The sequence below is a fragment of the Hymenobacter negativus genome (assembly GCF_017571495.1).
GTDB lineage: Bacteria > Bacteroidota > Bacteroidia > Cytophagales > Hymenobacteraceae > Hymenobacter > Hymenobacter negativus.
On sequence record NZ_JAGETZ010000003.1, the window covers coordinates 465,136 to 490,262 of the forward strand.

A 25,127-nucleotide genomic window follows, 5' to 3' on the forward strand; every position below is an offset into this window, starting at 1 on the left:
CAGTGCGGCGGCCGTCGTTTGGGCCCCTTGCTGCTGATTCTCCACTTTTAGCCTCGGTTTATGTTCTCAAAGGTGTTTACCCTGGCGGGCCGCTTTTTCTCACTCTTGGGTGCGCTCGTCTGGACCGCGCTGTTGGGGGTGGCTGCGCTGGCCGCCTGGCATTTTTACCAGGATGAGCACCTGCGCGGCCAGCTCGAAAGCCACGGCCAGGCCGTGACCGTGCGGGTGGAGCACACCGACCGCGACCGACGGCAGGCGTGGGACAACTTCGGCAATTTCATCTACGTGGGGTTCACCTACCACGGCCGCTCCTACGAGGCCCGCTGCGTGTCCGACACGGCTTGTCTGGCGCCCGGCGACCAGTTGACACTGCGCTACCTGCCGCAGCAGGACGTATTTGGCCAGTTGGGTCCCAGCCTGATGCACGGCCGGGACCCGGCCAAGTCACGGCTGCTGCGCTGGTCCGTCATGCCGGATGTGTCCCCCGAAAATCGGGCGCTGCTCCTTTTCGGCCTCCTGTTGGTGATGCTGTTCTTTGTTGTGAGCGGGTTGCTGGCCTCGCTCACGGGCTGGCGGGGCATTCCAACCATTGCCCGGCCGGTGGGCTTCGTTGTGCTGGCCCTGTTGGCCGGGTATTGCACCTACGACGCCGTGGCGTACTACCGCTACGCCGCGGCATTGCAGCGCGACGGCCGTCCCCAGGAGGTATTAGTGCAGCACGCCGACCAACACAATTACTTCACCGGCCCGATAGGCCGCCGCAAAGTTGGCCGCGGCCGGCTGCCTGACTACATCTACGACGCTACCTTTCTCTTCCAGAGCCAGCCCCGAGCCGTGGCAATTGAGGAGTCCGAATACGAGCGCCTGAAAGCCGGTGCCACTCGCCTGGCCGTGCGCTACGATGCTGCCCGTGACGACTTCATCGCCGCCGATTACACCCCGCGCTGGGAGCCCGTGCTGCCGCCGCTGGTTCTCTGGCTGCTGGTAGTGCTGTTGCTTCGTCGCTCCCGGAAGCCGGATGCGCAACCCACTCGCGCAGACGTTTACCAGTCCTAGCATCTCTAATCTGGAAGTCGGCTGATGACGTGACACGCTACATTCTCCGAGCCGCCAGCATGCGGGCCAACGGGGTGCCGGGCCGCACCAGCGGGCGCAGCTCGCGGTAGGGAATAATAACCGAGGTTCCCCACCGGCGTAGCATCTGGGAACCGTACGTTGCCTCCAGCCCGTCGACCGTGAGCGTCAGGGCGCCACCATCATCCTCACCGATATCGGGCAGACTTACCAACTGGCTGGGGTTTTGCCGGGCATCGTGCCATTCCCATCGGTTATCAGATGTGTAATCTGCGAACTGCTCATCGTGCAGAAGATGCTTCGAAAGCAGGCGTCGAAGAGGCAGTGCGTAACCGGGTTGCAGCTGGCTGGCAATGGTCAGAAATTTACTGGTGCGCAGGTCGACAAGCCAGCTGGTAGTCCCGTCGCTGACCGTGCCGCCAATGGGGTTCTCGGTATAGGAGGTTTGGTAGCTTAACAGGTCAAAATCGTTGAGCCGAACTTGGTCTTCGTACCACATTTTACAATCTCCCTGATAATCAGCTTGTATTTGGCGGTGGCGTGCAGCCAACGACGGCGCCAGCCGCCGCCGCAACGCCGCCCGGCCGGCCGGAGGGCTGAGCACCACCAGAAAGTTGTGGCGCTCCCAAGGCTGCTCGCAATGGTAGGACGCAAGGCCACTTCCGACCAGCAGCAGGGGCTTAAATGTGTACCGAACGGCTTGGGCATAGCTTTCGCGCATCACGATGCGTTGCGAATGGCCATCTCCCTGCCAAGTGCCAGCCAGCATGGTGCTTATCGCGCTACTCAACCGCCATTGGCTCTGAGAATCCTCCGCTCCCACCTCTAGTACCACCTGCCCCGGATGCTTCCGGTAGAAGAATAAGTCCTTTTCCCGGCTGCCCCGGTGCATGTAAAAGCTGCCCGTTATTGAGTCGGGATTTTGCCATTGTAGTACAGCTGTAGCCGCCTGGCCGCCAATAGTACCCACGTAACGGCGCACTACCCACCGCCGCCGCAGGGCGGGGTTACTCACAAATCCACTTTGCTGGGACGGGCACTTGAGTGTTTCCTCCGGCTCGGCCGCGACTACGGGAGTGGGCGTTACCGTAACGGAGGTATCGGGGTAGGAAGCCTCCTGTAATTGGCCCGCCCGAGGTTGCGCCGGTTCTGGTTTTGTCGCCATCCGGGCCGGCTCCTTTTTTGGTCGTTCGGGCTGACAGCTAGCCAAAGCAGCTACGAGAAGTAAGCCGCCAGCCAGTTGCCAGCCCGCGCGGGTCCGTTTCATTACTCCGCCGTCAGGGCTGTTACTACTTCGCCTATGGGCAGAACACGCTCTGTACCGGTTTGCATGATTTTGACCTTTACCACACCGGCCGCTATCTCTTCGGGCCCCATGATGATAACCAGCGGAATGCCCTTGGCATCGGCGTACTTGAATTGCTTTTGCAGCTTGCTGGCGTCGGGGTACAGCTCGGCGGGAATGCCAGCGGCACGGAGTTCGGCCAGCAACGGCAGGGCAGCCCGGCCGCTGGCCACGTCGAAGTGGGTGATAAGGCAGCGGGTGGGCGTTTCGCCCGTCACGGTGAACAAATCCAGCGCCTCCAGGCAGTCATATAGCCGGTCGACACCGAAGCTAAAGCCCACGCCCGACACGCCAGGCAGCCCAAACGAGCCGGTGAGGTTGTCGTAGCGCCCGCCGCCGCTCACGCTGCCCATCTGCACGTTGTTGATTTTGACTTCAAAAATGCAGCCCGTGTAGTAGGAGAGGCCCCGCGCCAACGTCGGGTCAAACTCCAGCCGGTCGAATTGCTTGAAACCGGACGCCGTGAGCAGGTCGCGCACCTCGGCCAGCTCGGTCAGGCCGCGGTAGTTGGCAGTGTCCTGGCCGTCCTCGGCTGCGCTGGGGCGGGTGCCGTCTGGCTCCACGCCAGCTGTCACAAAACCCGCCAGTAGCCGCTGCAGCTTCTCCTCGTAGCTGCCTTCTACCGTGAGCAGCGCAAAGAGCGTGTCGATGGTCAGTTCCGAAAAGCCGCGTTCCAGCAGTTCTTTGGTCACGCCCTCGCGGCCGATTTTATCGAGCTTGTCGATGGCCACGAACAAATCTGTCTCGCGCCCTTCACCGCCCAGGGCTTGGTAAATGTTGCGCAGCACGCCGCGGTGGTTGATTTTGATGGTGAAGTCATGCAGGCCGAGGCCGCCCAGTACCTGGGCCATCATCAGCACGATTTCGGCTTCGCAGAGCAGCGAGTCTGTGCCCACTACGTCGGCGTCGCACTGATAAAACTCGCGGTAGCGGCCGCGCTGGGGGCGGTCGGCGCGCCACACGGGCTGCATCTGGTAGCGCTTGAAGGGGAAGGTGAGCGTGCCGCGGTTCATGGCCACGTAGCGGGCGAAGGGCACGGTGAGGTCGTAGCGCAGGCCTTTTTCGGCCACTTTGGGCAGCAGGGCTTTCGAGCCGCTGGCTAGGTCCTCGGCGGTCACGTCCTTGGCAAAGTCGCCGGAGTTGAGGACTTTGAACAGCAGCTGGTCGCCCTCGTCGCCGTACTTGCCGGTGAGCACGGAGAGGTTTTCTAGCGTCGGTGTTTCGAGCGGCGCAAAGCCAAACGACTCGAACGTGCGGCGGATAACGTTGAAAATGTGCTGGCGGCGCGCCACCTGCGCGGGGCCAAAATCGCGGGTGCCCTTGGGAATACTCGGTTTTTGCATACACAAAAGTAGGGGCAACGCAAGCCGACAGCGAATGCAGCATACCCTAGTGGTTATATTAATCCATCGTTTCCTGTCACATAAAACTTAAAATCGCTTCTATTTGTGACGGTATCTGTCACAAAATCCTTTAATAAGAAAAATATTGTGACAACCTTTGTCACCTTTTTATCTGTTTTAATGTAAAGTGTGACAACCTTATTTTGGTGTGTCCTCATGCATTATAGCGATTCTTCCCTTCGAGCCGTCCGCAACCATTTTGGGCTTAGTCAAGCTGATTTGGCGCAGTATCTGGGTATCGACCGCAGCCTGCTCACTCATGTCGAAGCCGACCGCCGCTCCCTGCCCATGGCTGCTACCTGGCGCTTGCTGCCCTTGCTTGGGTTGATGCCACCGCCACATGGCACCGCCCCGGCCGGCCCGCTTCCGCCCGACCCGGCCGAAGTCACAGCCGCCACCCTTAACGCGTTGCAAAAGCGACTGAGAGCTTGCCGCCACGAGGCGAAGAATCTCGAATATGACTTGGAGAACCAGTTGCCGCGCCTGGAGGCTGCGCGGCACCGTCGGTCGTTGCCGGCGCGGCTGGCTGCCCTGCCACCCCGTGCGCCCCTGGCCGCCCTCCCCAACGAGGCCGCCACCCCCGACCTGGCTTGGGCTGCCCGCATGGCCGAAAGCGCCGTGCCGGATTTGGCCCGTTTCGGTGTGCCGGCCCGCGCCCTGCTCGAAGCCCGCCTGATTGGCTTGAAGGCCGAAACTGCGTATTTGGAAGAAGCATTAGGAGGGACAGGCCATTGAACAGCGTAGGGGGTGGGGCTTACCACAGCCCCAAGCCGGCCAAAATGCGCCCGCCCGAAGTTTCCCCAAACACAAAAACCCGCCGCCGGATGAACCGGCGACGGGGCTTTCGCAGAAAAAAGGTGGCCTGAGTTATTCCTTCTTGAAGTCGTATGCGCCGCCGCCCTGCTTGAGCTTAAAGGCAGGCTGGGTTGCGTCGAACTCTACACGCAGGCCGGCCGGGTCGAACTTGAACACGTCTTTGCTCACAGCTTCCATGGCGAAAGCGGGCTGGCCGGTGGCCTGGCATTTGAGCGCCGTACCCTCGCGGGTGAGGGTGATTTTTAGCGGGAACTGGGCACTGGCGTAGGTGCCAGCGTAGCGGTCGAGGTCGGTGGGAGTGGGGGTGAAGCTGCTGGGCAGGAACTCTGGTTTCAGGGCCACGCGGGTGTCGCGTGCGGCCAGGGCCCAGGCCGTGTGGAAGATGAGCTGGTCGCGGCGGGTCATGGCCGGGAAGTCAATTTTATCCACGTCGTCGGTGGCCTTGTGGTAGTCGGGGTGCTCGCCGCTGGTGTAGAAGATGACCGGAATGTTGTGCTTGGCGAAGTTGTAGTGGTCGGAGCGGTAGTAGGTGCGCTCCGGGTCGTTGGGGTCGTTGAGCTTGTAGTCCAGTGCCATCGGGTTGTATTGCTGGTTGGCCGCTTCGCTCACCGTGTGCAGCTCGTCGGAAAGCCGGTCGTCGCCCACCAGGTACACGTAGTCGCCCTTGCCGATGTGGGCTGAGTCGACCCGGCCCACCATGTCGATGTTGAGGTCAGTCACGGTCTTTTCGAGGGGAAACACGGGGTGGTTGGTGTAGTACTTTGAGCCCAGCAAGCCTTCTTCTTCGCCGGTATTGGCCAGAAACAGGATGCTGCGGCGCGGGCCATGCCCGTCCTTTTTGGCCTGAGCAAAGGCGCGGGCCATTGCCAGCACGCTCACCGTGCCCGACCCGTCGTCGTCGGCCCCGTTGAATACCACGCCGTCCTTAATGCCCAGGTGGTCGTAGTGGGCCGATACCACCAGCACTTCGTCTTTCTTGTCGCTGCCTTCGAGGTAGCCCAGCACGTTTTCGGTGGTGAAGGTTTCGGCTTTCTGCACCAGCTGCACCGTAGTAGAGGCGGGCTTGAAGGGCGAAGCAATGGCCTTGCCGGTCTTGGCCACCGCTTTGTGGTACTGGCTCAGGCCGGCCGGGGTAGTGCCCAGCAGCTTCGCGCCCAGCTCCAGCGACACCAGCATCACGTTCAGGCCCCGCCGCGGCTTGCCGCCCACAAACGAAAGCCGCTCCTGGTCAATCAGCTCCTTGTAATTGGCCGGGACTTTGGCAAACGCCTCGGCCGTGGGCAGCACCATGATAACGGACCGGGCCTGCAAAGAAAACACCGCCTTTTCGCGCGCCTGCAGCCCTTTGATGTCGGTGCTGGCATATGCGCTGGGCTTGCCATCTGTTCCAAGCAAGGGTTTGCCCTGCGCATTCAGCGGCTCGCTCAGCAGCAGAATAACGTCTTTGCCGCTGTAGTCGGGCGTACCTGAAAAGTCCGAATACGCGTCTTCCTTGATGCTGTAGCCAATAAACACCGGCTGTAGGGCAGTGGGCTGGCCGAACGTGTCGTCGGTGCTGAAGGCGTAGAAATCCTGGTTGCCCCGGTAGGTTTTGCCGCCTACCACCTGAGTCGAAGCCGCCGCGTCGAGCGCTGCCCGGTTCATGTCGAAATGCTGGAGATATGGGTTGTCGGAGCCCGTGACCGGACCGGCCAGGCCATCAGCCGCAAAGGCTTTGGCGATGTAGTCGGCAGCCATCTTCTGGCCCTTCTTGCCGGTTTCGCGGCCCTCATAAGCGTCAGAAGCCAGGATACTCAGGTCAGCTTTCAGGCCCTCGGGCGTGATGCTGTTGGCGTAGGTTACCGACCAATCGGTAGGCGGCGCTACTGGGGCCGGCGCGGTGGCCGTACGGCCGGGTTTGGTTTTGGTTTTAACCTTGCCCGTTGGGGTAGAGGTGGTGGGCTGAGCGGCCAGCGTACCAGCCGCCAGTAGCAACGCAAAAGTCAGATGCAGAAGTCTGGACATGTGGGGAAAGGGTGAAAGCAGTTTTGCAGAAAGGGTGAGAAAAGCAGTGGTTTGAAAGAGCAGAACGGGTACCTCGAATTTCTAATTTGGCGCGTTGCCCGATTGGTAGTGGGGCGGGCCGAATTGAAAATTTGGAGTACCCGTTCTATCAGCCGCCGAAGCCGCCACCGCCCTGGGGCGCGGCCTCAATGCGGCCCGGCTTGGCCTTGCTGGCCCCGATGTACCAGGTGAAGCCCAGCCAGCCCACGCGGGTTTCGTCCTTGCTATAGCGGGTGTTATTCAGCACATCGGTGGCGATTTCGGTGCGGTAGGCATTCATGTTGAACAGGTCCGATACGCGGAGGGTGAGGGCGGCGCGGTCGGAGAACAGGCGCTGGCGCAGAGCCACATCAACCTGGCCCCAGGCCAGTTGCCGGCCCTGGGCCGTGAGCGAGGCCGAGCGCACGTTACCGCTCAGCTGCATCTCCAGGGTGGGGCGAATCGTGAAGTTGTTAGCCAAGCGGGCGGTACCCACCAGCGCCGTGCGGTTGCTGGCAATGCCGTTGCCGGCAATCTGGGCGCGGTAGAGGCTCGTGCTGGCATTCAGGCGCCACCACTTGGCCAGGGGCTGGTTGAGGCTGAACTCGGCCCCGAGGTTGGTGGTAGTACCCAGGTTGTCGTAGGTTTCGGCGGTCACGAGGCCCGCGCCGGCCCCGGCCAGACGAGTGGCCACCGTGTCGATAAAGCGCAGGCGCTGGATGGAGTTGGTGGTGATGCGGGCAAACACGGTGCTGGTAATCGTGGCCTGGCCCACCGTCAGCTGGTGGCCCAGCTCGATGTTGTTGCTGAATTCAGCCTGCAAGCGCGGGTTGCCGAGGCGGTAGCTGCGCGGGTCCTGGTAGATGGCCAGCGGCAGCTGCTGCATGAAGTTGGGGCGGTTGAGGCGGCGGGCGTAGCTCAGCTGCAAGCGGTTTTGGCCGGGTTCCTTGCCAAACTCCCGGTTGATGGTGGCCGAGGGGAAGAAACTGAGGTAGTCCTGAGCCAGGCTGCCACGTTGGGCAATGCCCTCGCCGCCCTCAATGGTGCCGCTGAGGTAGGTATATTCCGAACGCAGGCCTGCTTGGGCGCTCCATTTCGTGCCTAATGGGCGCTGCACTGTTACGTAGCCGGCGGGCACCACCTGGTTCGAGGTGTAGGTGAGCGAGCGGGCGGGGTCGTTCACGAAGTCGTCGGGGCGGCTTTCGTTGGGAGCATAGCCGAAGGAGTTGCTGCCGTGGTTGCTTTGGCGCTCTACTTTGGCGCCCAGCTCCAAGCGGCCCTTGCCATCGGCAAAAGGCCGGGTGAAGTCAAGCTGCCCGTACTGCACGTTGCTCAGCAAATCGAGCTGCTGGCGAGTGCCTGGCTGCGGCACCCCCACCGAGCCGGCCTCGGCATACTGGCGCTGCACCACCGGTACTGTGGCATCAATCACCACACCGCCGAAGAAGGCTGTCAGCTCGCGCCCTTTGTGCTCTTCCCAGGTGCGGCGGTAATTGCCGTTGTAGTTAAAAACTTTCACCTGCACATCAAGGTCCTGCCGGCCGAGGGCGCGCTGGACGGGCCCGTTGTCGGTTTGCTGGGTGAGTTCTTGGCTTTCGCCTTCAATGTTGCGCTCGGTGCCGGCGTTCACGTTCAGGCCCAGGGTTTGGTTTTTGGGCAATTCGAGGTCCACGCCCGCCCGCAGGGAGTGGTTGCGGTGGATTTCATTGCCAACGGCTACCTGGGTGGTGCGCACTGTTTCGGTGCTCAGCAAGGCCGTCTGCTCGGAGTGGCCTTTGCCCAGGTAGGTGACGTCGCGCCCATCGTAGCCGGCTTGCCAGGTAGCCTTGCCCACCTTGCGGCTCAGGCTGAGGTTGCCGCTATATTTGTCGCTGGTGCCCAGGTTGATGGCGGCGGTGCCATTGGTGCCGGAGCGGGTTTCTTTCTTGGTAATTAGGTTGATAACTCCGCCGCCACCAGCCGCGTCGTACTTCGCCGAGGGGTTGGTAATTACCTCCACCTGGGCAATGCGTGAGGCCGGAATCTGGTCGAGGCGGGTGCCACCGCTGCCGCCATTGCTCACGCCGGCCGGCTTGCCGTCAATCAAAATCGTCAGGTTGGAAGAGCCGCGCATCGAGACGGTCCCGTTCACGTCCACGCTCACCGAGGGCACATTTTGCAGCACGTTGGCGGCTGTGCCGCCCACGCTGCCCAGGTCCTTTTCCACGTTAATCACGCGCTTGCCCAGCTCTTCCTCCACGGCCGCTTTCTGGCCCGTCACCACTACTTCGTTCAGCTTGGTAGCCTTCGCGGTGGCCAGCTGAAGGCCCGAAAGCTGAATAGTCGGCGCGGCCGCTGTGAGGGTGAAGCGGCGGCGCAGCGCCTGGTAGTTCAAGTCCTGCACCCGCAGCAAGTAGGTGCCCAGCGGCAGCGCCGAGGCCTTAAACGTGCCCTGCTCTGTTGTCTGGGCCACGGCCACAAACGTAGAATCCGCAGCGCGCAGCAGCAGCACATCGGAGAAAGGCACGGCCTGGCCACTGCCGGCTTCTACCAAAGTACCGCTCACGGCACCGGAGCCGCTAGTTTGCGCAAATGCCCCCAGAGGAAGTAGCAAGGCGCTAACGGTAAGGCCGGGTAAAACGCGGCCCAGGCTGGAAAATGCAGAAATCGTGTGGAAAGTTTTCATGGTGCAAGGGTGATTGATTGGGGAGCGGTCAAGCATCTCGGGTCGGGCAGCGGCCGCGGTTCCGCTGCGGAGGAGAGGTGCTCACCTGCCGTATTTCCCGGTGAATGGGAGCTAACAGGGTAGTAGCGGGTCGTCTTTGGTACACGCTGACGGCAGCTACTGGGCTTTGTATGGAACAAATGTAAAGCAGGTACTTTGTAACGCAAGGTACTGTTTGCAAAAATTATTGTTAAACAAAATTTTGTTTTTCATTATAATCTGGTTGTCAGACTATAAAGTCCAGTAAAATATTTTAATCTTTTACGCCGAGCAAATTTTTTGTTGACTCTAGCACTCACAGGGCAGATGCAGCAAGTGCCAGCGGAGTTGCCCGAAGCCAAGGGTAGTTGACAGAAATTGATAACCAACGCAGCGACACATGACCCTTGGCGGCTCGTATTCGGGGCGGCCGGGCAGTCCAGCATTAGAATCCGGACGCGCAACGCTAGCAACGAGCCGCAAAGGGTCGCGTCGCTACGTGGCTTGCATTGAGCACGAGCACAAAAAAAGCCCTGACCAGTTGGCCAGGGCTTTTCAATTGCGCCAAGATGGCTGCTATTTGCGTTTCAGTGGGGGCCGGGGCTTGGCCTTGGGTTGCCGCACAGGGTCGGTCACCTGCTGGCCGTTGCGGTAGGTCACGGTGCGGTCTACCGTCGTGCCGTCTGCTTTGTAGTAAGTCCATACGCCGCTTTGCTTGCTGTTGCGGTACTGCCCGCTCACAGCCAGCGTGCCGTCCTCATGGAATTCTTTGAAGGGTCCCTGAAGCTGGCTGCGCACGTAGGTGGTTTCCTTGCGCAGCTTGCCCGAAGGGAAATATTCTTGCCCAATGCCGCCCATAAATCCATTTAGGTAGGGCTGTCGGGTCTGCACCTGCCCGTTCTCAAAATAGGTGAGACGGTCGCCGACCAGCCGGCCACTGGGGCCGTAGGTTTCGGCCTTGCGCACAGCCTTGCCATCCGGGTAGTATTCACGCCAGGTGCCAGCGGGGCGGTTGTTCTTGTACTGCTCTTCGGCCTGTACTACCTGTCCGGCGGCATCCTGGTAGCGCGTGATTTTGCGGTCACGGCCGTTGTTGCTGTAGTCGGTGTCTTCGTGCAGGTGGCCATTTTCAAAGTATTCCAGTCCGTGGCCGGTAGGCGTGCCGTTGCGGTAGGTGAGCTTGGTTTTCACCTGCCCGCTCTCGTAGTAGCTGGTGGCCGGACCATTGAGATTGGTGGTGCCGGTGGGCGGGGCCACGCGCTTGGTCAGGTCATCGCCGAGCTGGTTTTTGATGTTGCGCTGTACCAGCGGCGCAGGCACGTAGGTGCTTTCCGTTTGGAGCTTACCGCTGGCATAGTAGCTGCGGTAGCTCCCGCGTCCGGTTTTGTCGGCCAGCACTTCCACCTCAACCTGGCCATTTGAGTAATACGTTTTGTAGGGCCCCGACAGCAGGCCTTTTGTGAAGCTGCCCTCGCTCTGCACCGCCCCATTGGGGTAGTAGAATTTCACTGCCCCGTTCGGTTGGCCGTTCTCGTAGCTTATTTCAGCCTGGGTTTTGCCATCGGGGTACACGGCCTTGAGCGCGCCGTTGGGCTGGCCCTTCACCAGCGTCGTCTTCAGCCGAACGGAGCCGTCCGGATGGTAATAAGTCAACTCTCCATTCGGCTCATCATCCACAAAAAAGCCTGCCTGCGCCACTTTGCCGTCGTCGTAATAGGTCTTAAAAGGCCCCTGCCGGATGCCGTCGCGGTAGGTTGCTTCCAGCCGCCGCGTGCCGCTGCTATGAAACTCCACATAAGCCGAGTCACGCCTGCCGGCATTGAAGCTGGTTTGCTGCTCCAGCTTGCCGGAGCGGTAAAAGCGCTTGTAGGTGCCCTGAGGCACAGTATCGGCTGCTACCAGCGCCGTGTATACCTCGCGCTTATACACTTTGGTCGAGTCAAAATACGTCACGAGTCGACGCAGCCGCTGGCCCTGCGACGGCAGGGACAGCGTCAAAAAAAGAAAAGGCAACAGATATTTCATAGGCGCAAGAACGGCGGGTTACCCTTAAAAATTTCGCGCAAGGTTTCGCAAGGTTAAAAGAGGTTTTGCAAAGGTTGGAAACACAACGTTTTGCAAGGCAAGGAATGAGGAGTCATGCAAAATGAAAAGAGGTTTCGCAAAGCTGACGTCAAGCCAGCCTTGCAAAACCTCTTTTCATTTTGCGAAACCTTGCGGGATGGGGCTACAGCGCCTCCACCACAATGGAACTGGCCCCGCCACCGCCGTTGCAAATGCCCGTCACGCCGATTTTGCCGCCTTCGTTTTTCAGCACACTCATCAGGGTGGTCACGATGCGCGCCCCGGATGCGCCCAGCGGATGGCCCAGGCTCACGGCACCGCCATACACGTTAACCTTCGTGCCTTCCAGGTTCAACAACTGGTTGTTAGCCAGGCTTACCACTGAAAAGGCTTCGTTGATTTCATAGAAATCCACGTCAGCTGCCGTCTTGCCGGCGTTTTTCAAGGCCTTCGGAATCGCCAGCGAGGGCGAAGTGGTGAACCACTCCGGCGCCTGCTCAGCATCGGCAAAGCCCAGAATTCGGCCGATGGGCGTGAGGCCCAGCGCGTCGGCTTTCTCGCGGCTCATCAGCAGGATGGCAGCGGCGCCGTCGTTCAGTGTCGAAGCATTAGCAGCCGTTACGGTGCCGTTTTCTTTGATGAAAGCCGGTTTCAGACCCGGTACTTTGGCGAAGTCCACTTTGCTGTACTCCTCATCGTCTTCAATAACCGTGGTTTTACCGCGGCTTTCGATGGTCACGGGTACAATTTCGTCTTTCTTTTTGCCGGCCTTGGCCGCGGCGGCGCTACGCGTGTAGCTCTCAATGGCGTGGGCATCCTGCTGCTCGCGGGTAATGCCCATTTCCTTGGCCGTGTGCTCGGCCGCATTGCCCATGGCGTAGTCATTGTAGGGGTCCCACAGGCCGTCCCGCACAAGGCCATCAATCATCTGGCCGTGACCGTACTTAGCACCAAAACGAGCCTTGTCGAGGTAGTAGGGCACGTTGCTCATGCTCTCCATGCCACCGGCCAGAATCACATCGGCCTGCCCCAGCATAATGGCTTGAGCAGCAAACATAATTGCCTTCGAACCCGAAGCGCATACCTTGTTCACGGTCGTGCATTCCACGGTATTTGGCAGGCCGGCTTTTTTGGCTGCTTGCCGGGCCGGAGCCTGGCCCAGATTGGCCGAAATCACGTTGCCCATAATCACCTGCTGTACTTCCGAGGCATCGACGCCAGCTTTCTCCAACGCGCCTTTCAACGCAATGGCACCCAACTCGGTAGCCGACAGCGACGCCAGCGCCCCGCCAAATGAGCCAATCGGCGTGCGAACGGCGGAAATAATGACAACTTCTTTGGTTTGCATATTCAGTTAATTAAAAGAGTGGGGTGGGACGTTGAATCTGGCCGCAAAAGTACGGATTTAGATTGCCCCACCCAGCCTTTCTCACTAACAGTTGTTAGCCGAAGCAAGTTGCGGCGCAAGTTGGCCTTTCACTAAGCTGCACTCACCATGTTGGTTTGCTTGGGTCAGGCTTCTGCGCGGCGGGACGGGTGATTTGCTGTAAATACTGTTGCTCCTGGGCTCGTAGGGTTTCCAACAGCTGTCGGGCCTGGGCGGGGCTTAGATTCATGGCTTGCAGGCGCTCGCGCTGGGTCTGGAGTTGTACATCGGCCGGGGTAGCCGCGTCGGTGCCGGGCCGGCTGCTACGGACATTGGGGGTAGCAGCAGAGGAAGCGCTAGCTGGGTCGAGGCCCCGCTGGGTACCAGGAGTCGTACCGGTAGCGACGGGCTGCGAGGTGCCAGCGCCGGGCTTGCGGCCACCATTAGCAGCATTGCCCGACGAAGCTTGGGGACGCTGATTATCGGGTTGGCCCTTAGCATCTGGTCGGCGTTCGGGCGGCGTGGTAGGAGAGGGGGGAGATGTAGCGTTGTCGTTGACGCTGCCCTGACGGTCTTCCCCCGCTTTTTCGGCCGGTTTATTTTTCTCGGCGGAATGCTGTTCTGGAGAGGGGTTGGGTTTATCAGGAGCCGATGCCTTAGGAGGAGCCGTTATCTGCGGGCTATTTGGTCGATGAGCGAGATAGTCACTCAATACCTCATAGTCGGCCCGCGCGCCACTATTGCGCGGGTTCAGCAACAGCGCCTGGCGCAGTAGCCCCAACGCCTGCGCCAATTCACCGCGTTGGGCCAGCAGCACCGCCATTTGCTGCCGCGCCACGCTGCCCAGGGTGGTTGGGCTACCCACCAGCAGGCGTCCGTATGTGCTATAAGCGGCCTGCTGCTGTCCGCCCCGTACCTGCGAATGAGCCAGATTGAGCACCAGCCGTGGGTCGGGTGTCTTCGCATTTTGCGCTACCAGCGCATCAGTAAATCCCTTCGCCGCACGCCGTGCATCGTCGCGTGCGTAGGCGGCGGTGGCATCGGCCACGGCCACGTTGCGGTCGCGCACCCGGGTCAGCAGGCCCAGTACCGGCCCACTAAATAGTAGCATCAGCAGCGCGAAGTATTTCATGGCCGAATAAGGGTAACAGTAAGCACAGCATCAAGCGCCAGCAACAACAAGGCTGCCGCCAGTGGATAGCGATAGCGGTTATCTGCCACGGCCACAGTACGTACCTGTTCGGCTGCCCCTTGCATGCCCCGCAAAGCCCGCAGCAAAGGCCCGAACCCATTTTGCTGATTGGTGAGCTCCACATACTGTCCTCCGGTTTGAGCAGCTAGTTGCAGCAGGGTGGCTTCCCGTAGGCGTGTTTGCACGGCTTTGCCTTTACCGTCCGTCACAAAACCGCCGGCTGCTTTAGGAATTTTGGCTCCTGCTGCCGTTCCCACGCCTACGGTATAGATGCGGGCACCAGTGCGGCCCAGGGCCCGTAGGGCCGGCTCCAGGTTTTCACCAAAGTCTTCCCCGTCACTCACCACCACCAGCGCTGTGGTCCTGGGCGCACTCGTAGGAGCCCCTGCAATAGGAGCCATGCGGTCCAGTACCAGCTCCAAAGGGGCCCCCAGGGTGGTGGGTCCGGGCGGGAGCAAGCTGGTTCGCAGCGTGCTGATAAAGGTTTGCACGGCTCCTTGGTCATAGGTAAGTGGGCATTGCACTACCGCTTCAGCTCCAAAAATCACCAAGCCCAGCCGGTCGGCCGGAAACTGTGCTACCAAGTCCTGTAGTTCGGCCTGGGCCCGGAGCAGGCGGGAGGGAGCCACATCCGGTGCATCCATCGAGCGCGATACATCAACCAACAGCCACACGTCTTTGCCCGCGGTACGCACCGGTTGCTGGCTCACACCCATGGCCGGGCCCAGTGCCGCGGCGAGCAGTAAAACGCCAGCCAGCACGCGTAGCAGTGCCTTCCAGCCCCGGTGCCGTGCCCGTCCGCCCAACGCCAGCGCCAGTCGGTTGCTACGGCGCCAGTGCCGGACCAGCAGCCCCAGCGCCAAGACTAGTCCCAGCGCGGCCAATACGAAATCAGAATATGCCCAGCTAAGCAATTGTCGTCAAAATGAGTCCCAATATTACGACCACCAGCCGCACCGGCTATTATTAGCTTTGGCTGATTGAGTGAACGAAATGGCCCTGACTCTATATCTAGTCCGGTGAAGGCATTCCGAATAATTTAATAAATTTTTTTGCGAAAGTATGGTCTTTTCAGTTCGGCTAGTATATTTGCACCCGCTTCGGACGGAAGCGAATGCCGACCTGGAGAGGTGGGTGAGTGGCTGAAACCAGTAGTTTGCTAAACTGCCGTAGCTCTAAAGGTTACCGGGGGTTCGAATCCCCCCCTCTCCACACCTAAGCCGAAAAAGCCCCGAATACAGCGTTCTGACGCGTGTTTTCGGGGCTTTTTATTTGGTGTGCGTGCAAGTGTGCGCGTTGGTATAAAAAACCGCTAGAAAAATGGAGCCCAAACCCCAAAAATTCCTTTTCAATGGACTCGATGGTTTCGCGGGCTTCCGCCGGGGCCAGACCTATCAGCTCACATCCGACGTGTGGGACGACGGCAGCGGCACGGTGACGGTGGAAATGCCGCACGCGCCTTCAGCGGGGCGGACGAAGTTTGATGCCCAGCAGTGGAAAGAGTGGTGGGAGAAGGCTACAAAGTAACTCTTTCCAATTATTGGAATTTTGTCCAAAAATAGGAAAAACAGTTTATTAAATTGGACTTGTGTAGGTTTGGCTTATTCGGTCAATATATCTTACAAAACAAGCCTTTTCACTCTCCAATCTAATGTCAAAACAAGACGCTTCCGTTAAAACCACATTCAACCTCCTTAATGTCAAGCTACGAATGCCTGAAGCCAAAGAGGCGAGCCAAGATGATTATGTGGGCTTAATCACGCAGTTGGCCAGTCGGAGAATTCGAGCTACTGTAACTCAAAACATTGGTGTGATTATGAAGCGATGCATAATCGAGCGTATTGGTGATAATATCATGCTATATGGCATTATCACTCGTTACACGCCACTGACCTCAGGGAAGCTGTTAAACTTAGAGGAGCCTGACCAGAGCGAAGAAGACCAAGAAGGCTTGCCTATAAATCGCGTTCCTAACCCAAAAGATGTTGCCTTCTTCTTCAGCCCGTCGAACCATCGACTAGCTATTTCTAAACGAGGTGGCCCTCTTTCTATTAAACAAGCGCATGATTATTTTGTAAAAGCATTCAAGCAAATACTTAAAACGGGCCAACTTGTAGATGTAGACATTGAGCAGGATGGGGATACATTTCGAGAAATACTTGATGCCCCTCGAATTAAGCGTGTTCGCATTGAAGTGTCTTATACTAATAATGACATGTCAAAGGAGAACGCAGCTGACTTAGACCAAAAAATGAAATCTGGAAATGTCGGTCGTTTTGTAATTGAGGCTATATCGGACGGCGCAACGGAAGGACTGGACGTTGCCAAAATTCCATTTTTGCAAGGTGCGTTTGAACTAGCTCAAAGTAATGGCAAGGTTAGCGCAACTGTGATAGATGCTAAAAGCCCTACTAAACGGGGGCGCACAGTGGAGACGGAAGAACACCCACGCGAAGAATCAGTGGTTTCTGAGAAGCCAGGAGATGTGGTGCGTGACATGTATGCCAAGCTGAAAAACTTATTTCCTAGGGGATAACATGGACGAGCTTTCTGAGCGTCGGCGTTTGGCTATACAGCAAGCTGCTGAGGTTGTCCTTAGCCGTATGGCTAAACAGCATGCAATGGGGGTAACTGGGTTGTTGTCAATCTACCCGAAAGACAAACTGCTATGGGGCTCTGTTTTACCAGCAATAGTGACCATCATCGTCTTTGGATTAATTGTGGTAACTGGTGTTAACATTGACGACTTCCTGAAGCGAACAGTAGATACTAGTGTGTCGATTCTACCGAATCTGCTTGGTTTCCTGTTAGGGGGCTATACAATTCTGATAGGATTTGGTAATGCATCACTCTTGAAATCTGCTACTCACATTATAGAAGGTCGCCGTATCAGTCTTTTCCAGATGCTCAGCACAATTTTCGCGTTGACTATCTACTTACAGTCGATTACGTTGGCTGCTGCTGTAATCGCCCAGTTTACTCTTTCGATTCCTTTGTCGGCAGGAACGGGTTTTGTAGGAATGCTGCATGATGCTGTCCCTACAATCAATAAAGTATCAGTAGTAGTATTTCTTTTCCTGCTTTTCTATAGCATTTTGTCATTGAAAGACACGGTAGTCAATGTGTTCAACTTTGCTCAGCGGTACCACTACACCCTAACAGAAGAGCGACTATCTGACGAATACGAGGCACGCAAGAAGGGCAAAAGCAACGACACACAGCAGTAGCCGTTCTTTGTAAAAAAAACTGGCTTGTCATAAATTCACAAGGCTCCTTTTTTGACATCTTTTTGTTGTACTCTTGTAAACTTTTGATGAGGCATTAAGCAGCCTTATTTGAGTTGTTTGGATTGTAAATCAGGTCTTTGTCTAAAAAAATGCATATGAAACTGAATATTTTTTTTGCTGCTTCCCGCCTCCGTGCGGCGTGGGGAGTGCTAACTGCTGACCGGTGCGTAGTGCTAACTTACGACCCTAGCAAACCAGTAAATGTGCTTGGCAATCTTTACTTGTGTGCTCCATCACAGGAAGTGCCCGAGCGCTTAGCAAATGCTACACTAATTGCTGTTGAGTGGGATAATATGGACAACTCCGGTGGCCAGCAAGATGCCCTTCGTCAAGCCAATGAAATTCTAGCTCGGTCTCACTGTCAATAGCTTTTACCATCTATCATTGAATAAAAAGCCCCAGCTCTCCACTGGGGCTTTTTCATGCCCGCTCCCTACCTTGCCTACCGATGACCCTACACGACTTCAACCAGCTCTCCGAGGAAGTGCAGTACGCTTACGTCTTTCAGCGGGGTACGTACCTGGCCCGACGCTGGGATGACTTCCACCTAGCTGTAAATCTATTCCAAGTGCCGGGCGGCTTCTTCGTGGAAGTCAACTTCGATACCGAGAAAAACGAAATCGAGTTTCTATTCGCCTTCGAAGCAGGCAGCGAGGATGACCGGCTGCCGGACTACGCCATGTTCGTGAAGCTGCCAGACTGGATGCCAGATACCGAGTAATGGGCTACGGTGAATTTCACTACGGCATTGGCGACCTAGTGCAGGTGGCCTACAATGCGCCCGTGCGCACCATCACGGCGCGGGGCTGGCTGCTAGTCAGCTATGCTCAGAGCAACCGGCGGGAGGATGCCTACCAACTGGATGATGGGCACTGGGATTGGTACTGGGCTGCTGAACTCTACCCAATTGGTCAGGCTCCTCGGCCGGTGTTCGTTTATACGGGATAATAAAAAGCCCCAGCTGCTGGACACGGCTGGGGCTTTACAGGCAAGTATGAAACGGTGCTGAAAGATAGAGCGTGCGGCTGTATATTTCTGCCCCCATTCACAAACCACTTTCTATTGTTCATGAAAAAACAACTCTACCTCTCTGCTCTCGCCATGCTATTGGCTGGCTCTGTTCAAGCCCAAGTTACACCGGAAAAAGTGTATCAAGGGCAAGGCGAAATTATTCGGCTCAGTAATGGTGACTATAAGTATCAGACGACTCAGCTGGCAACCAATCAAGTGAATGTTTACAACTTAAACCACTCTGTATATAAGCAGTTGACCGTACCATCATTAGGCACAGCGTATGAGTTCCGAGGCGTTCAGTACGTTTCAGACGCATTATTTGACGTAAATGCTAATAATGTTGAATACATCGCCCATTATGGTTCAACCAATGTCAATGGTGGGCTCGGCAAGTCAGTTGTTTATTCGGAAACAGGTAGTCAACTAGCCGTGCTGGATTCGTCAAACTACTATGTTTCGATTTACAATACTCCAGCAGGCGCTAAGATGCTATCGACGATAAGGACGTATAGCAACTCCTACACGTTGACTCGGGAATATACCCGGGTGTACAGCTTGGCTGGTCGTTTGGCTCTTCGGGCCGCTACCCCGCAGCTGGAGGATGCTTCGGGCGCGTACCCCAACCCGGCTCAAGCCTTGGTGAATCTACCTTATTCATTGCAAGCAGGCCAAACGGGCAGCCTCAAAGTGTACGATATGGGCGGCCGCCTTGTGGGGGCCTACCAAATTGACAGCCACATCAACCGACTCGAAATGGGCACCCGGGACTTGCGCGCCGGTGTGTACACGTACACTGTTGAAACGGCTGCTGGGGTAACAGCGGGCAAACGCTTTGTTATTCAGTAGTACCGTCCAAACAAACAAAAAGCCCCGACCAAGTTGGCCGGGGCTTTTTGTTGTTAGACATATCCCACCCACTGACGCATGAGCACCGTTGAGAAGGGTTGCATGTTGTTGTGAGGCAGGTCGCCGCCCATTGGGTCCTCTTCCACATACCCGCGGTCCCGTACAGCATTATCACCGCCAGTATTCGGCAGTGCCTTAAAATCTTGGTAGCGGGCAAAGCGCTCGGAGGTATGCCGGTGGGAGGGCATTTCTGGTACCGTCAACCGGTGGGTCTCTGCACCACCTTGCTTGCCTACAGTGTCATAGGCTGATTTATTGGCATCACGTCCCAGCAATACGCGGCCGTTGTAATTATCCGTACCACCGCTGCCATTGCATTCGTGCCAGCCCCAGGCACTGGTACCAGGCAAGCCTCGCCCATCGGCGTCATAGTCAGTAGGCACATATCCAACCGAGGCCAAAGGGGCAATTTCTCCCAGGTAGCGCACCGAAGCGCGCATTACGTGGTCCCAGCGCAGGCCGCCCCAAGTATCAAAGGGAATAAACTCCCCACCCGTGTAGGAGGGGTCGGCATCTACTAGCACGGCTACCCGCTCCCGGATGCAGGTTTTCGTACCACCCACCTGGTAGGTGCGCTGGTCGAGGAAGTCGTAGCCGCCCCGCTGCAGCTGCATGGGCAGCGTGACGCTCCCCGCCCCGTAAAACCGCAGCAGCTGGCCATCGAGAAAGACGATGCCCGCCGACACGTTGTAGGACGGGCCGCTGCCGCTCACCTGGCAGCCGGACACGATGAAGGCTCCCCGGCCCAGGTAGAGCGCGGCCACGCTGGCGGTGGTTTCACTCTGCAGGGTTACCAAATCGTCGTTGGCAATGGGGCGGCCCCCCAAATCAAATTCTAAGGTTTTCATACAAAAAGTAAGCGGTAATGCCGCGTGGCCAACTTGAAGTGGCGGATGCGGGCGTTGAGTTGGTCGGTGCGTTGGGGGTTGCGCAGCAGCACGGGCACGCGCACAGTGAAATCGGTCTGGGTGCTGAATTCAACGTACCCGTAGCAGTAAGTCCAGGGCGGGCTCTCCGCCGCAAACAGCAGGTACACGTCGGGCTGCAGCTCGCTCACGAAATTGAGGTAGAGCGGTATCAGCTCCGTGTCGCTGTTGTCAATTCGAATGCGCCGCAGCAGCGGGTCGAATTGGTCGTTTAGGGCACCTTCCAGCACAATGGTTTGACTGTTGTAGGCCAGCTCGATGCGCGTAGCCTCCGCATAGAGCAGAAAGGTGGCGTAGAGTTGACGAAGCGGCGCCAGCAGCGCTGCGAGCCAGGCGCGCAGCTTCGGTTTGCGTAGCAGCGCGGGCAGCAGCAGCGTGCTCAGGTAGTCGAAATCGACCTTATACCGGATATTGGCGTTAGGTGGCATTGGGGATGAAGGTTAAGGTGTCGGCCAGGGTGAGCCCAGCCGTTTCTTCGGTCACGATGTAGCCGGCCGCCGTTTCGTACATGCGGGCAAACACCGTCGGCGCCGTTAAGCCCACACGGGCGGCCACTGTCACCAGCTGCACGTCCTGCACGCCGGGCACGGCCTGAATCGCATCTTCCAGCCGGGCCACGTACACCAGGCCATCAAAGGCCAGGTTTGCCAGGTAGCCCTGCACGGCGGCCAGCACGGCGGCTTTAAAAGCCGGCACGTCCAGCAGCGGGTCGTAATACACCGCGCCCGTGAGCTGGAGCCGGTCAGCCTCCCGGCTCACCACTTCCAGCCGAGTGCCGGCGAAGCGCAGGCGGGCAAAGTAGCCCTGTACCTGCACCAGCTCCGCGTTGCTGAGCGCCGCCAAGGTGCCAGCCGAGGCCCCGTTCTTGGCCACCTTGATGAAGAGCTTGCCAGTCTGGTCGTTTTCCTTGGCCGTGGCACGGGTCACAATTCGGGCGCCCGTGGTACCCGCTGCGTAGCCGGCCCGGCCGGTGGGCAATATCACCAGGGGGTCTCCCAACTGGAATTCCAAGGCGCGGGCCGCGTACCAACTGGGCACGCCGGCGGGGGCGGCGGCAATCAGCGCATTGACGTCCGCTTGGTGGCGGTCAAAGATGGTTTCATGTGCCCACAGGGCCACGGCCACCACGTACTCGATGAGCTTGTAGATGGCCGTGGCGCTGGGGCTGGTGAGCCCCGCCAGCTCGGTGCGGGCGGCGCGGTCTGCCGCAATGGCGGCTTGAATGTCGGAGATGGAACGTGCCATTTATGCGAGGGTGAAGCCGGCGGCTAGGACTAGGTTTTTGATGTTGGACTTGGCGGCCGGGCTCAGCGCACCGCTATAAATCCCAAGGGCCGCCACGCGCATATCACCGTTGTAGCCAGGGCCGTTTGCGTAAGTGTTAAGCCGGTACGTTTGCACCCCGCCCGCAATGGGAGTAGGCGCCGGGCCGGTTCCTTGCAAAACCCCGTTGACATCGAGTTCCGTGGAGCCCGCTTGCGCGGTAAAAATCAGCAGCGCAAAATGTGGCCGGCCGACCAGGGAAGCGGACGGCGGAATGGGCGCGCCGGCCCCTTGGACAAACACCCCGTCGCCGCGCACCAGGAAATAGCTGCTGCCCGTGCTCCAGACCACCGCCCCCGGACCGGCGATGGCGGCGATGTTTACAAGCATCACCACCGTTTGCAGGCCAGCGGCGGCACTGGGCAGCGCAAACGAAGTGGTCAAATACGAGGCGTTGTTGGACGCGGTGCTGAGGACCGGGTGGCCGTCGAAGGTATCCAGTATGGGGGCATTGGCGGGGCTATCAGGCACAAGCGGCAGCCCACCGGGTACCTGATTGGGCACGTTGTCAATCACCCCACCCGATTGGGTAACGCCAGTCGCTAAATCAAAATAAGCCACTAGGTTGTTGGCGGGGAATTTGAGCACCCCTGCGCCAGCCAGACCACTGACCGTGCCATCCGAGGGGAGCGTGTCCGCAAACGTAAACCAGGCGGTTAGCTGGGCATTGGTCAGCGCTTTTTTGAAAAACATCAACCCCCGTAAAAACCCGGATGGCTCAGGTGACAAGCCAACAAACACCGGCTCGTCCACAAAGTCGCCAGGGGCGCCGCCGTTATAGTCCGCCGCGGTGCTTAACACCCCGTTGACCCACAGGGCCAACGGCGCATTGCCGGCCCGGTTCATCAGCACGGCAATGCTGAGTTGTTCGCCGTCATTAACCAAAATGGGCAGCGTCACCGAGCAGGCGGCCCCGCTGCTGTCACGCTTGCGAAACTGCACGGCCCGGCCCTGAATGAACAGGGCGAACGTGCCAGGGGTGCTGCTGCTGGTCGATTGCTGCACCAGCACGGCCGGTACGTCGTAATCGCTCAGGCGCACCTGGGAGATTAGGGTAGCGGCCGTGATGCCAGCAATATCGAACACATCGAACTGGAACCCCTGGAGTGGGAAATCCCACCCGCTGCGGTTCGTAGCCCAGGCGTCCGGCGCACTGGCCAGCGTGCGGTTGGCCTTCGGGCCGTAAGCAGCGCCTCGGTAATCCTGCACCGCCAACACGTTTTGTTTCTGGTAAACCAGCGAGTAAGGTTGCGGCCCAGCTGGAGCGCCTTCCACCGAGAGGCCGGTAATGATGCCGGTCTGGCCACTGGCGAGTAGCTGCGCGCCAGCCGCCCACAGCGGGGCTTCCACCTGCCGGCCGGCCAGGGTCTTGTGCAGGCCATCCGTAAAATACGTGGTATTCAGGCCGGCACCCGCGCCCCCAATCCGGTAATCCGAGGCGCTATCTACCACCACCGACACGCCGAAAGCAAACGACTCGGTCAGTATCCATTGCCGCACTTCGGCCGATATTGCCTGCACGGTGGCAATGGGAATGGCTGGATAAAACGCATTTGTGTCGTAGGCTGTGAGCGTGCCCAGCATCACATAATCACAGGTCGCCAGCGCGGCGGCAATGGCTGTTTTCAGGTCAGCAATAATCTCTGCGGTTGTGTGCCCTTGGCCGGCATCGTTAATGCCGAAGTAGAGCTGCGCAATGGTTTTGGTATAAGTCGTGTTTTTGACGTGGTTCTGAATAGACGGCAACTGACTCAGAATCTTGTCACCTGGGGTTGCGTAGTTCGTCCCCTTGTGGAAAACGTTAGCGTCCAGTAAGGTGGCTTGGATGTCGGGCCACGACGGATTGCGGCTGGGCTCGGCATTGGAGGACTCCGAGTCGCCAAACGTTGCTAAATCGTAGGTGGTGGTGTTAACGGTCACGTCAAAGCTGCCGCTGCTGCTTGCGGTCCCGCCCGGCGTCGTAATGGAAAACACCCCATCCGTCGCCCCTGCGGGCAGCGTGAAGGTGATGCTGGTTGACGTGCTGGCCGTCACGTTGCCAAGGGGAATGGCAACACCGTTCAGCCGCAAGCTGGTAAAGCCGCTGAAGTTGGTACCTGTAATGGTAACAGCCTGCCCGACCGGGCCGCTGGCCGGGCTAAAACCGGTGATGGTGGGGGCCTGCGCTGAAGGTGCTGCCGGCGTGGCCGTGGCAGGCGTTGACAGAGCGCCGTCGCCGGCGCTGCTGGTGGCAAAAACTGTGAACTGGTAAGCCGTGCCGTTCCCCAGCCCGGTGACCGTTGCGGTGTGGGTCGTCGCCGAATAAGAGCCAAACACCGAATAGGTAGGGGCCCCAACGGGCCGAAATTTCACCGTGTAGCCCGTGATGGCTGCGCCGCCGTTATTGCTGGGCGTGCCCCAGTTCACAACAGCCTGCGCATTGCCGGCCGTGGCGGTCACGTTGGGCACTTGGCCGGGGGCAGTGATGGCAGGTGCCACCGTACCCGTGCCCACATGCTGAGTCAGCCAGATAAGCCATTCCCGTTCGGTCGCAAAAGCCGGGTGGGTGGCGTACTGATTGACGGACACCGGCACAAAGGCGCTGGGCTGCGGGCGCGGGTTGAACAGGAACAGCCACTGGCCGTCCACGAACGTAAAAAAGTCGTTGCTGTCCTGGGCCACATAGAGGTCGCCTTCAATGCCGAGCGAAGCGTCCGGTGCCCCGCCGTTCAGCTCGCCGGTGTAGATGTTGTTGCCGCGCAGGCGGCCTTCCAACAGGCCAATGGCGGCAATCAGCCGTTCCTCGAAGGCGCGGTGCTCCGAGGCGGTGATGTCGCTGGCCGACGCCAGCAACAGGTTCAGTTGCTCCAGTAAAGTATCCGTTAGGGCAGACATTACGCGTTGTAGTCTAAGGGTGAATAATCGCTGCGGCGGTAATCGTAAATGCGGGGCTGGGGCTCGGGCGGCTGCGCACCGGTGTTGATGCGCTGGGCCCGGCTGGCGAAGTAGGCCGCCGTGGGCAGGTCGGCCGCATCAGCGGCCGGTACCGTGAGTGTTTGCCCGGCCGTGAGCAGGTCGGTAATGGCCAGCCCGTTGGCGTCAGCCAAATCGAAGAGGGCGGCCACGCTGCCGAGTTCCTGCACGGCCACGTCGACCAGGCTTTGCCCTTGGGTGATGAGGGTCATGGGCGGACGGCGTTAAGGCGGGCGGCGCTCAGGTCGGCGAGGTCCAACGTGAGCACCTGGTACCCGTCGCGGGTGAGTTGAATGGTGAATTCCCGTTGCAGGGCGGCTGCCTGCACCGGCCCGTAGGGCGCGGCGAGGTAGCGTTGCAGGCCGATGCCCACCAGCGGGGCCTGCCGCCACTCGCCTTGGTTGGTGAGCTGCAGCAAGGCCAGGTGCTGGGCATCGCTGGCGCCCACGGCCAGGTCGCCGGCATCGGTGAAAGCCAGGTCGTAGTCAGGGGCTAAAAGCAGGTCGGTGGCGGTGGGCATGGGTTAAGAAATGCGGCCGTTGGTGAGCGGCCCGGTTTGGGTGGTAGCACTGCCGAGGGTGGTGACGGTGCCCGTGACCGTGCCCGAGCGCATCATGGTGGCCATGATGCCGACCAACTCGCGGGCAAAGTCGGCGCGGGCTTGTTGCCGGGCGGCCGGGCTGCTATCGGTGCGGGCGGCTTGGTCATCCAGCAGGGCCAGCACGGCGGTTTCGGCGGCTTGGGTATTGAGCAT

General features: G+C 58.9%; 23 protein-coding genes and 1 tRNA gene. 9 read left to right on the forward strand and 15 right to left on the reverse strand.

The window, feature by feature from the left end:
* The first annotated feature begins 60 nt into the window (after positions 1–60).
* The gene (locus J4E00_RS08770) at positions 61–1,056 is read left to right on the forward strand and encodes a hypothetical protein (RefSeq protein WP_208174761.1); all 996 of its coding nucleotides are present in this window, start codon (positions 61–63) and stop codon (positions 1,054–1,056) included.
* A gap of 37 nt (positions 1,057–1,093) precedes the next feature.
* On the opposite strand, the gene J4E00_RS08775 is transcribed toward J4E00_RS08770, so the two are convergent.
* Together J4E00_RS08775 and hisS are read right to left on the reverse strand one after the other, a co-directional pair.
* Positions 1,094–2,341, reverse strand: coding sequence for a hypothetical protein (locus J4E00_RS08775; protein WP_208174762.1), 1,248 nt, complete (start codon positions 2,339–2,341; stop codon positions 1,094–1,096).
* A complete protein-coding gene (gene hisS / locus J4E00_RS08780) occupies positions 2,341–3,762 on the reverse strand; it encodes a histidine--tRNA ligase (RefSeq protein ID WP_208174763.1) in 1,422 nt (473 codons plus the stop codon). Before hisS ends, J4E00_RS08775 begins: the two co-directional genes overlap by 1 nt.
* Before the next feature lie 216 nt (positions 3,763–3,978).
* On the opposite strand from hisS, the gene J4E00_RS08785 reads away from it, so the two are divergent.
* Positions 3,979–4,557: a helix-turn-helix transcriptional regulator gene (locus tag J4E00_RS08785; RefSeq protein WP_208174764.1), complete on the forward strand. Its 579-nt coding sequence runs from the start codon at positions 3,979–3,981 to the stop codon at positions 4,555–4,557.
* 132 nt (positions 4,558–4,689) lie between these two features.
* On the opposite strand, the gene J4E00_RS08790 is transcribed toward J4E00_RS08785, so the two are convergent.
* The 6 genes from J4E00_RS08790 to J4E00_RS08815 all read right to left on the reverse strand — a co-directional run bounded on the left by J4E00_RS08790 (position 4,690) and on the right by J4E00_RS08815 (position 14,879).
* A complete protein-coding gene (locus J4E00_RS08790) occupies positions 4,690–6,642 on the reverse strand; it encodes a M28 family peptidase (protein ID WP_208174765.1) in 1,953 nt (650 codons plus the stop codon).
* A gap of 148 nt (positions 6,643–6,790) precedes the next feature.
* Complete coding sequence (locus J4E00_RS08795; protein WP_208174766.1) at positions 6,791–9,325, reverse strand: TonB-dependent receptor domain-containing protein; 2,535 nt, start codon at positions 9,323–9,325, stop codon at positions 6,791–6,793.
* A 594-nt stretch (positions 9,326–9,919) separates the two neighbouring features.
* Positions 9,920–11,341: a toxin-antitoxin system YwqK family antitoxin gene (locus J4E00_RS08800; protein WP_208174767.1), complete on the reverse strand. Its 1,422-nt coding sequence runs from the start codon at positions 11,339–11,341 to the stop codon at positions 9,920–9,922.
* A gap of 229 nt (positions 11,342–11,570) precedes the next feature.
* On the reverse strand, positions 11,571–12,755 hold the full coding sequence (locus J4E00_RS08805) for an acetyl-CoA C-acyltransferase (protein ID WP_208174768.1): 1,185 nt from the start codon (positions 12,753–12,755) through the stop codon (positions 11,571–11,573).
* 142 nt (positions 12,756–12,897) lie between these two features.
* Positions 12,898–13,905 carry a hypothetical protein gene (locus tag J4E00_RS08810; protein ID WP_208174769.1) on the reverse strand — a complete coding sequence of 336 codons (1,008 nt, stop codon included), beginning with the start codon at positions 13,903–13,905 and terminating at the stop codon, positions 12,898–12,900.
* Complete coding sequence (locus J4E00_RS08815) at positions 13,902–14,879, reverse strand: VWA domain-containing protein (protein WP_208174770.1); 978 nt, start codon at positions 14,877–14,879, stop codon at positions 13,902–13,904. Before J4E00_RS08815 ends, J4E00_RS08810 begins: the two co-directional genes overlap by 4 nt.
* A gap of 210 nt (positions 14,880–15,089) precedes the next feature.
* On the opposite strand from J4E00_RS08815, the gene J4E00_RS08820 reads away from it, so the two are divergent.
* The 7 genes from J4E00_RS08820 (at position 15,090) to J4E00_RS08850 (ending at position 19,112) form a co-directional block, all read left to right on the forward strand.
* A tRNA-Ser gene (locus J4E00_RS08820) sits at positions 15,090–15,177 on the forward strand.
* A gap of 108 nt (positions 15,178–15,285) precedes the next feature.
* Entirely contained in the window at positions 15,286–15,492 is a 207-nt protein-coding gene (locus J4E00_RS08825) for a hypothetical protein (RefSeq protein ID WP_208174771.1), read from the forward strand.
* A gap of 124 nt (positions 15,493–15,616) precedes the next feature.
* Positions 15,617–16,501 (forward strand): DUF4747 family protein, encoded by an 885-nt coding sequence (locus J4E00_RS08830; protein ID WP_208174772.1) that lies wholly within the window; start codon positions 15,617–15,619, stop codon positions 16,499–16,501.
* Between the two features lies 1 nt (position 16,502).
* A complete protein-coding gene (locus J4E00_RS08835) occupies positions 16,503–17,192 on the forward strand; it encodes a hypothetical protein (RefSeq protein WP_208174773.1) in 690 nt (229 codons plus the stop codon).
* A gap of 508 nt (positions 17,193–17,700) precedes the next feature.
* The gene (locus J4E00_RS08840) at positions 17,701–17,973 is read left to right on the forward strand and encodes a hypothetical protein (RefSeq protein WP_208174774.1); all 273 of its coding nucleotides are present in this window, start codon (positions 17,701–17,703) and stop codon (positions 17,971–17,973) included.
* A complete protein-coding gene (locus J4E00_RS08845) occupies positions 17,973–18,200 on the forward strand; it encodes a hypothetical protein (RefSeq protein WP_208174775.1) in 228 nt (75 codons plus the stop codon). The genes J4E00_RS08840 and J4E00_RS08845 overlap by 1 nt, the downstream gene beginning before the upstream one ends.
* A 120-nt stretch (positions 18,201–18,320) precedes the next feature.
* Positions 18,321–19,112 (forward strand): T9SS type A sorting domain-containing protein, encoded by a 792-nt coding sequence (locus J4E00_RS08850; protein WP_208174776.1) that lies wholly within the window; start codon positions 18,321–18,323, stop codon positions 19,110–19,112.
* 53 nt (positions 19,113–19,165) lie between these two features.
* On the opposite strand, the gene J4E00_RS08855 is transcribed toward J4E00_RS08850, so the two are convergent.
* From J4E00_RS08855 to J4E00_RS08885, 7 genes are read right to left on the reverse strand one after another with little or no spacing between them, the layout of a single operon-like run.
* On the reverse strand, positions 19,166–20,020 hold the full coding sequence (locus tag J4E00_RS08855; protein ID WP_208174777.1) for a phage baseplate protein: 855 nt from the start codon (positions 20,018–20,020) through the stop codon (positions 19,166–19,168).
* Positions 20,017–20,526 carry a hypothetical protein gene (locus J4E00_RS08860; RefSeq protein WP_208174778.1) on the reverse strand — a complete coding sequence of 170 codons (510 nt, stop codon included), beginning with the start codon at positions 20,524–20,526 and terminating at the stop codon, positions 20,017–20,019. Before J4E00_RS08860 ends, J4E00_RS08855 begins: the two co-directional genes overlap by 4 nt.
* Positions 20,516–21,343: a hypothetical protein gene (locus J4E00_RS08865; RefSeq protein WP_208174779.1), complete on the reverse strand. Its 828-nt coding sequence runs from the start codon at positions 21,341–21,343 to the stop codon at positions 20,516–20,518. Before J4E00_RS08865 ends, J4E00_RS08860 begins: the two co-directional genes overlap by 11 nt.
* A complete protein-coding gene (locus tag J4E00_RS08870) occupies positions 21,344–24,295 on the reverse strand; it encodes a fibronectin type III domain-containing protein (protein WP_208174780.1) in 2,952 nt (983 codons plus the stop codon).
* Entirely contained in the window at positions 24,295–24,585 is a 291-nt protein-coding gene (locus tag J4E00_RS08875; protein WP_208174781.1) for a LysM peptidoglycan-binding domain-containing protein, read from the reverse strand. The genes J4E00_RS08870 and J4E00_RS08875 overlap by 1 nt, the downstream gene beginning before the upstream one ends.
* On the reverse strand, positions 24,582–24,893 hold the full coding sequence (locus tag J4E00_RS08880) for a hypothetical protein (protein ID WP_208174782.1): 312 nt from the start codon (positions 24,891–24,893) through the stop codon (positions 24,582–24,584). Before J4E00_RS08880 ends, J4E00_RS08875 begins: the two co-directional genes overlap by 4 nt.
* A gap of 3 nt (positions 24,894–24,896) precedes the next feature.
* The gene (locus J4E00_RS08885; protein WP_208174783.1) at positions 24,897–25,127 is read right to left on the reverse strand and encodes a hypothetical protein; all 231 of its coding nucleotides are present in this window, start codon (positions 25,125–25,127) and stop codon (positions 24,897–24,899) included.

What these genes read in the sequence shown, in the direction of transcription:
- J4E00_RS08770 (WP_208174761.1), top strand. Translation starts at nt 61, where the DNA reads ATGTTCTCAAAGGTGTTTACCCTGGCGGGCCGCTTTTTCTCACTCTTG.
- J4E00_RS08775 (WP_208174762.1), bottom strand. Translation starts at nt 2,341, where the DNA reads ATGAAACGGACCCGCGCGGGCTGGCAACTGGCTGGCGGCTTACTTCTC.
- hisS (WP_208174763.1), bottom strand. Translation starts at nt 3,762, where the DNA reads ATGCAAAAACCGAGTATTCCCAAGGGCACCCGCGATTTTGGCCCCGCG.
- J4E00_RS08785 (WP_208174764.1), top strand. Translation starts at nt 3,979, where the DNA reads ATGCATTATAGCGATTCTTCCCTTCGAGCCGTCCGCAACCATTTTGGG.
- J4E00_RS08790 (WP_208174765.1), bottom strand. Translation starts at nt 6,642, where the DNA reads ATGTCCAGACTTCTGCATCTGACTTTTGCGTTGCTACTGGCGGCTGGT.
- J4E00_RS08795 (WP_208174766.1), bottom strand. Translation starts at nt 9,325, where the DNA reads ATGAAAACTTTCCACACGATTTCTGCATTTTCCAGCCTGGGCCGCGTT.
- J4E00_RS08805 (WP_208174768.1), bottom strand. Translation starts at nt 12,755, where the DNA reads ATGCAAACCAAAGAAGTTGTCATTATTTCCGCCGTTCGCACGCCGATT.
- J4E00_RS08810 (WP_208174769.1), bottom strand. Translation starts at nt 13,905, where the DNA reads ATGAAATACTTCGCGCTGCTGATGCTACTATTTAGTGGGCCGGTACTG.
- J4E00_RS08825 (WP_208174771.1), top strand. Translation starts at nt 15,286, where the DNA reads ATGGAGCCCAAACCCCAAAAATTCCTTTTCAATGGACTCGATGGTTTC.
- J4E00_RS08830 (WP_208174772.1), top strand. Translation starts at nt 15,617, where the DNA reads ATGTCAAAACAAGACGCTTCCGTTAAAACCACATTCAACCTCCTTAAT.
- J4E00_RS08835 (WP_208174773.1), top strand. Translation starts at nt 16,503, where the DNA reads ATGGACGAGCTTTCTGAGCGTCGGCGTTTGGCTATACAGCAAGCTGCT.
- J4E00_RS08840 (WP_208174774.1), top strand. Translation starts at nt 17,701, where the DNA reads ATGACCCTACACGACTTCAACCAGCTCTCCGAGGAAGTGCAGTACGCT.
- J4E00_RS08845 (WP_208174775.1), top strand. Translation starts at nt 17,973, where the DNA reads ATGGGCTACGGTGAATTTCACTACGGCATTGGCGACCTAGTGCAGGTG.
- J4E00_RS08850 (WP_208174776.1), top strand. Translation starts at nt 18,321, where the DNA reads ATGAAAAAACAACTCTACCTCTCTGCTCTCGCCATGCTATTGGCTGGC.
- J4E00_RS08855 (WP_208174777.1), bottom strand. Translation starts at nt 20,020, where the DNA reads ATGAAAACCTTAGAATTTGATTTGGGGGGCCGCCCCATTGCCAACGAC.
- J4E00_RS08860 (WP_208174778.1), bottom strand. Translation starts at nt 20,526, where the DNA reads ATGCCACCTAACGCCAATATCCGGTATAAGGTCGATTTCGACTACCTG.
- J4E00_RS08865 (WP_208174779.1), bottom strand. Translation starts at nt 21,343, where the DNA reads ATGGCACGTTCCATCTCCGACATTCAAGCCGCCATTGCGGCAGACCGC.
- J4E00_RS08870 (WP_208174780.1), bottom strand. Translation starts at nt 24,295, where the DNA reads ATGTCTGCCCTAACGGATACTTTACTGGAGCAACTGAACCTGTTGCTG.
- J4E00_RS08875 (WP_208174781.1), bottom strand. Translation starts at nt 24,585, where the DNA reads ATGACCCTCATCACCCAAGGGCAAAGCCTGGTCGACGTGGCCGTGCAG.
- J4E00_RS08880 (WP_208174782.1), bottom strand. Translation starts at nt 24,893, where the DNA reads ATGCCCACCGCCACCGACCTGCTTTTAGCCCCTGACTACGACCTGGCT.
- J4E00_RS08885 (WP_208174783.1), bottom strand. Translation starts at nt 25,127, where the DNA reads ATGCTCAATACCCAAGCCGCCGAAACCGCCGTGCTGGCCCTGCTGGAT.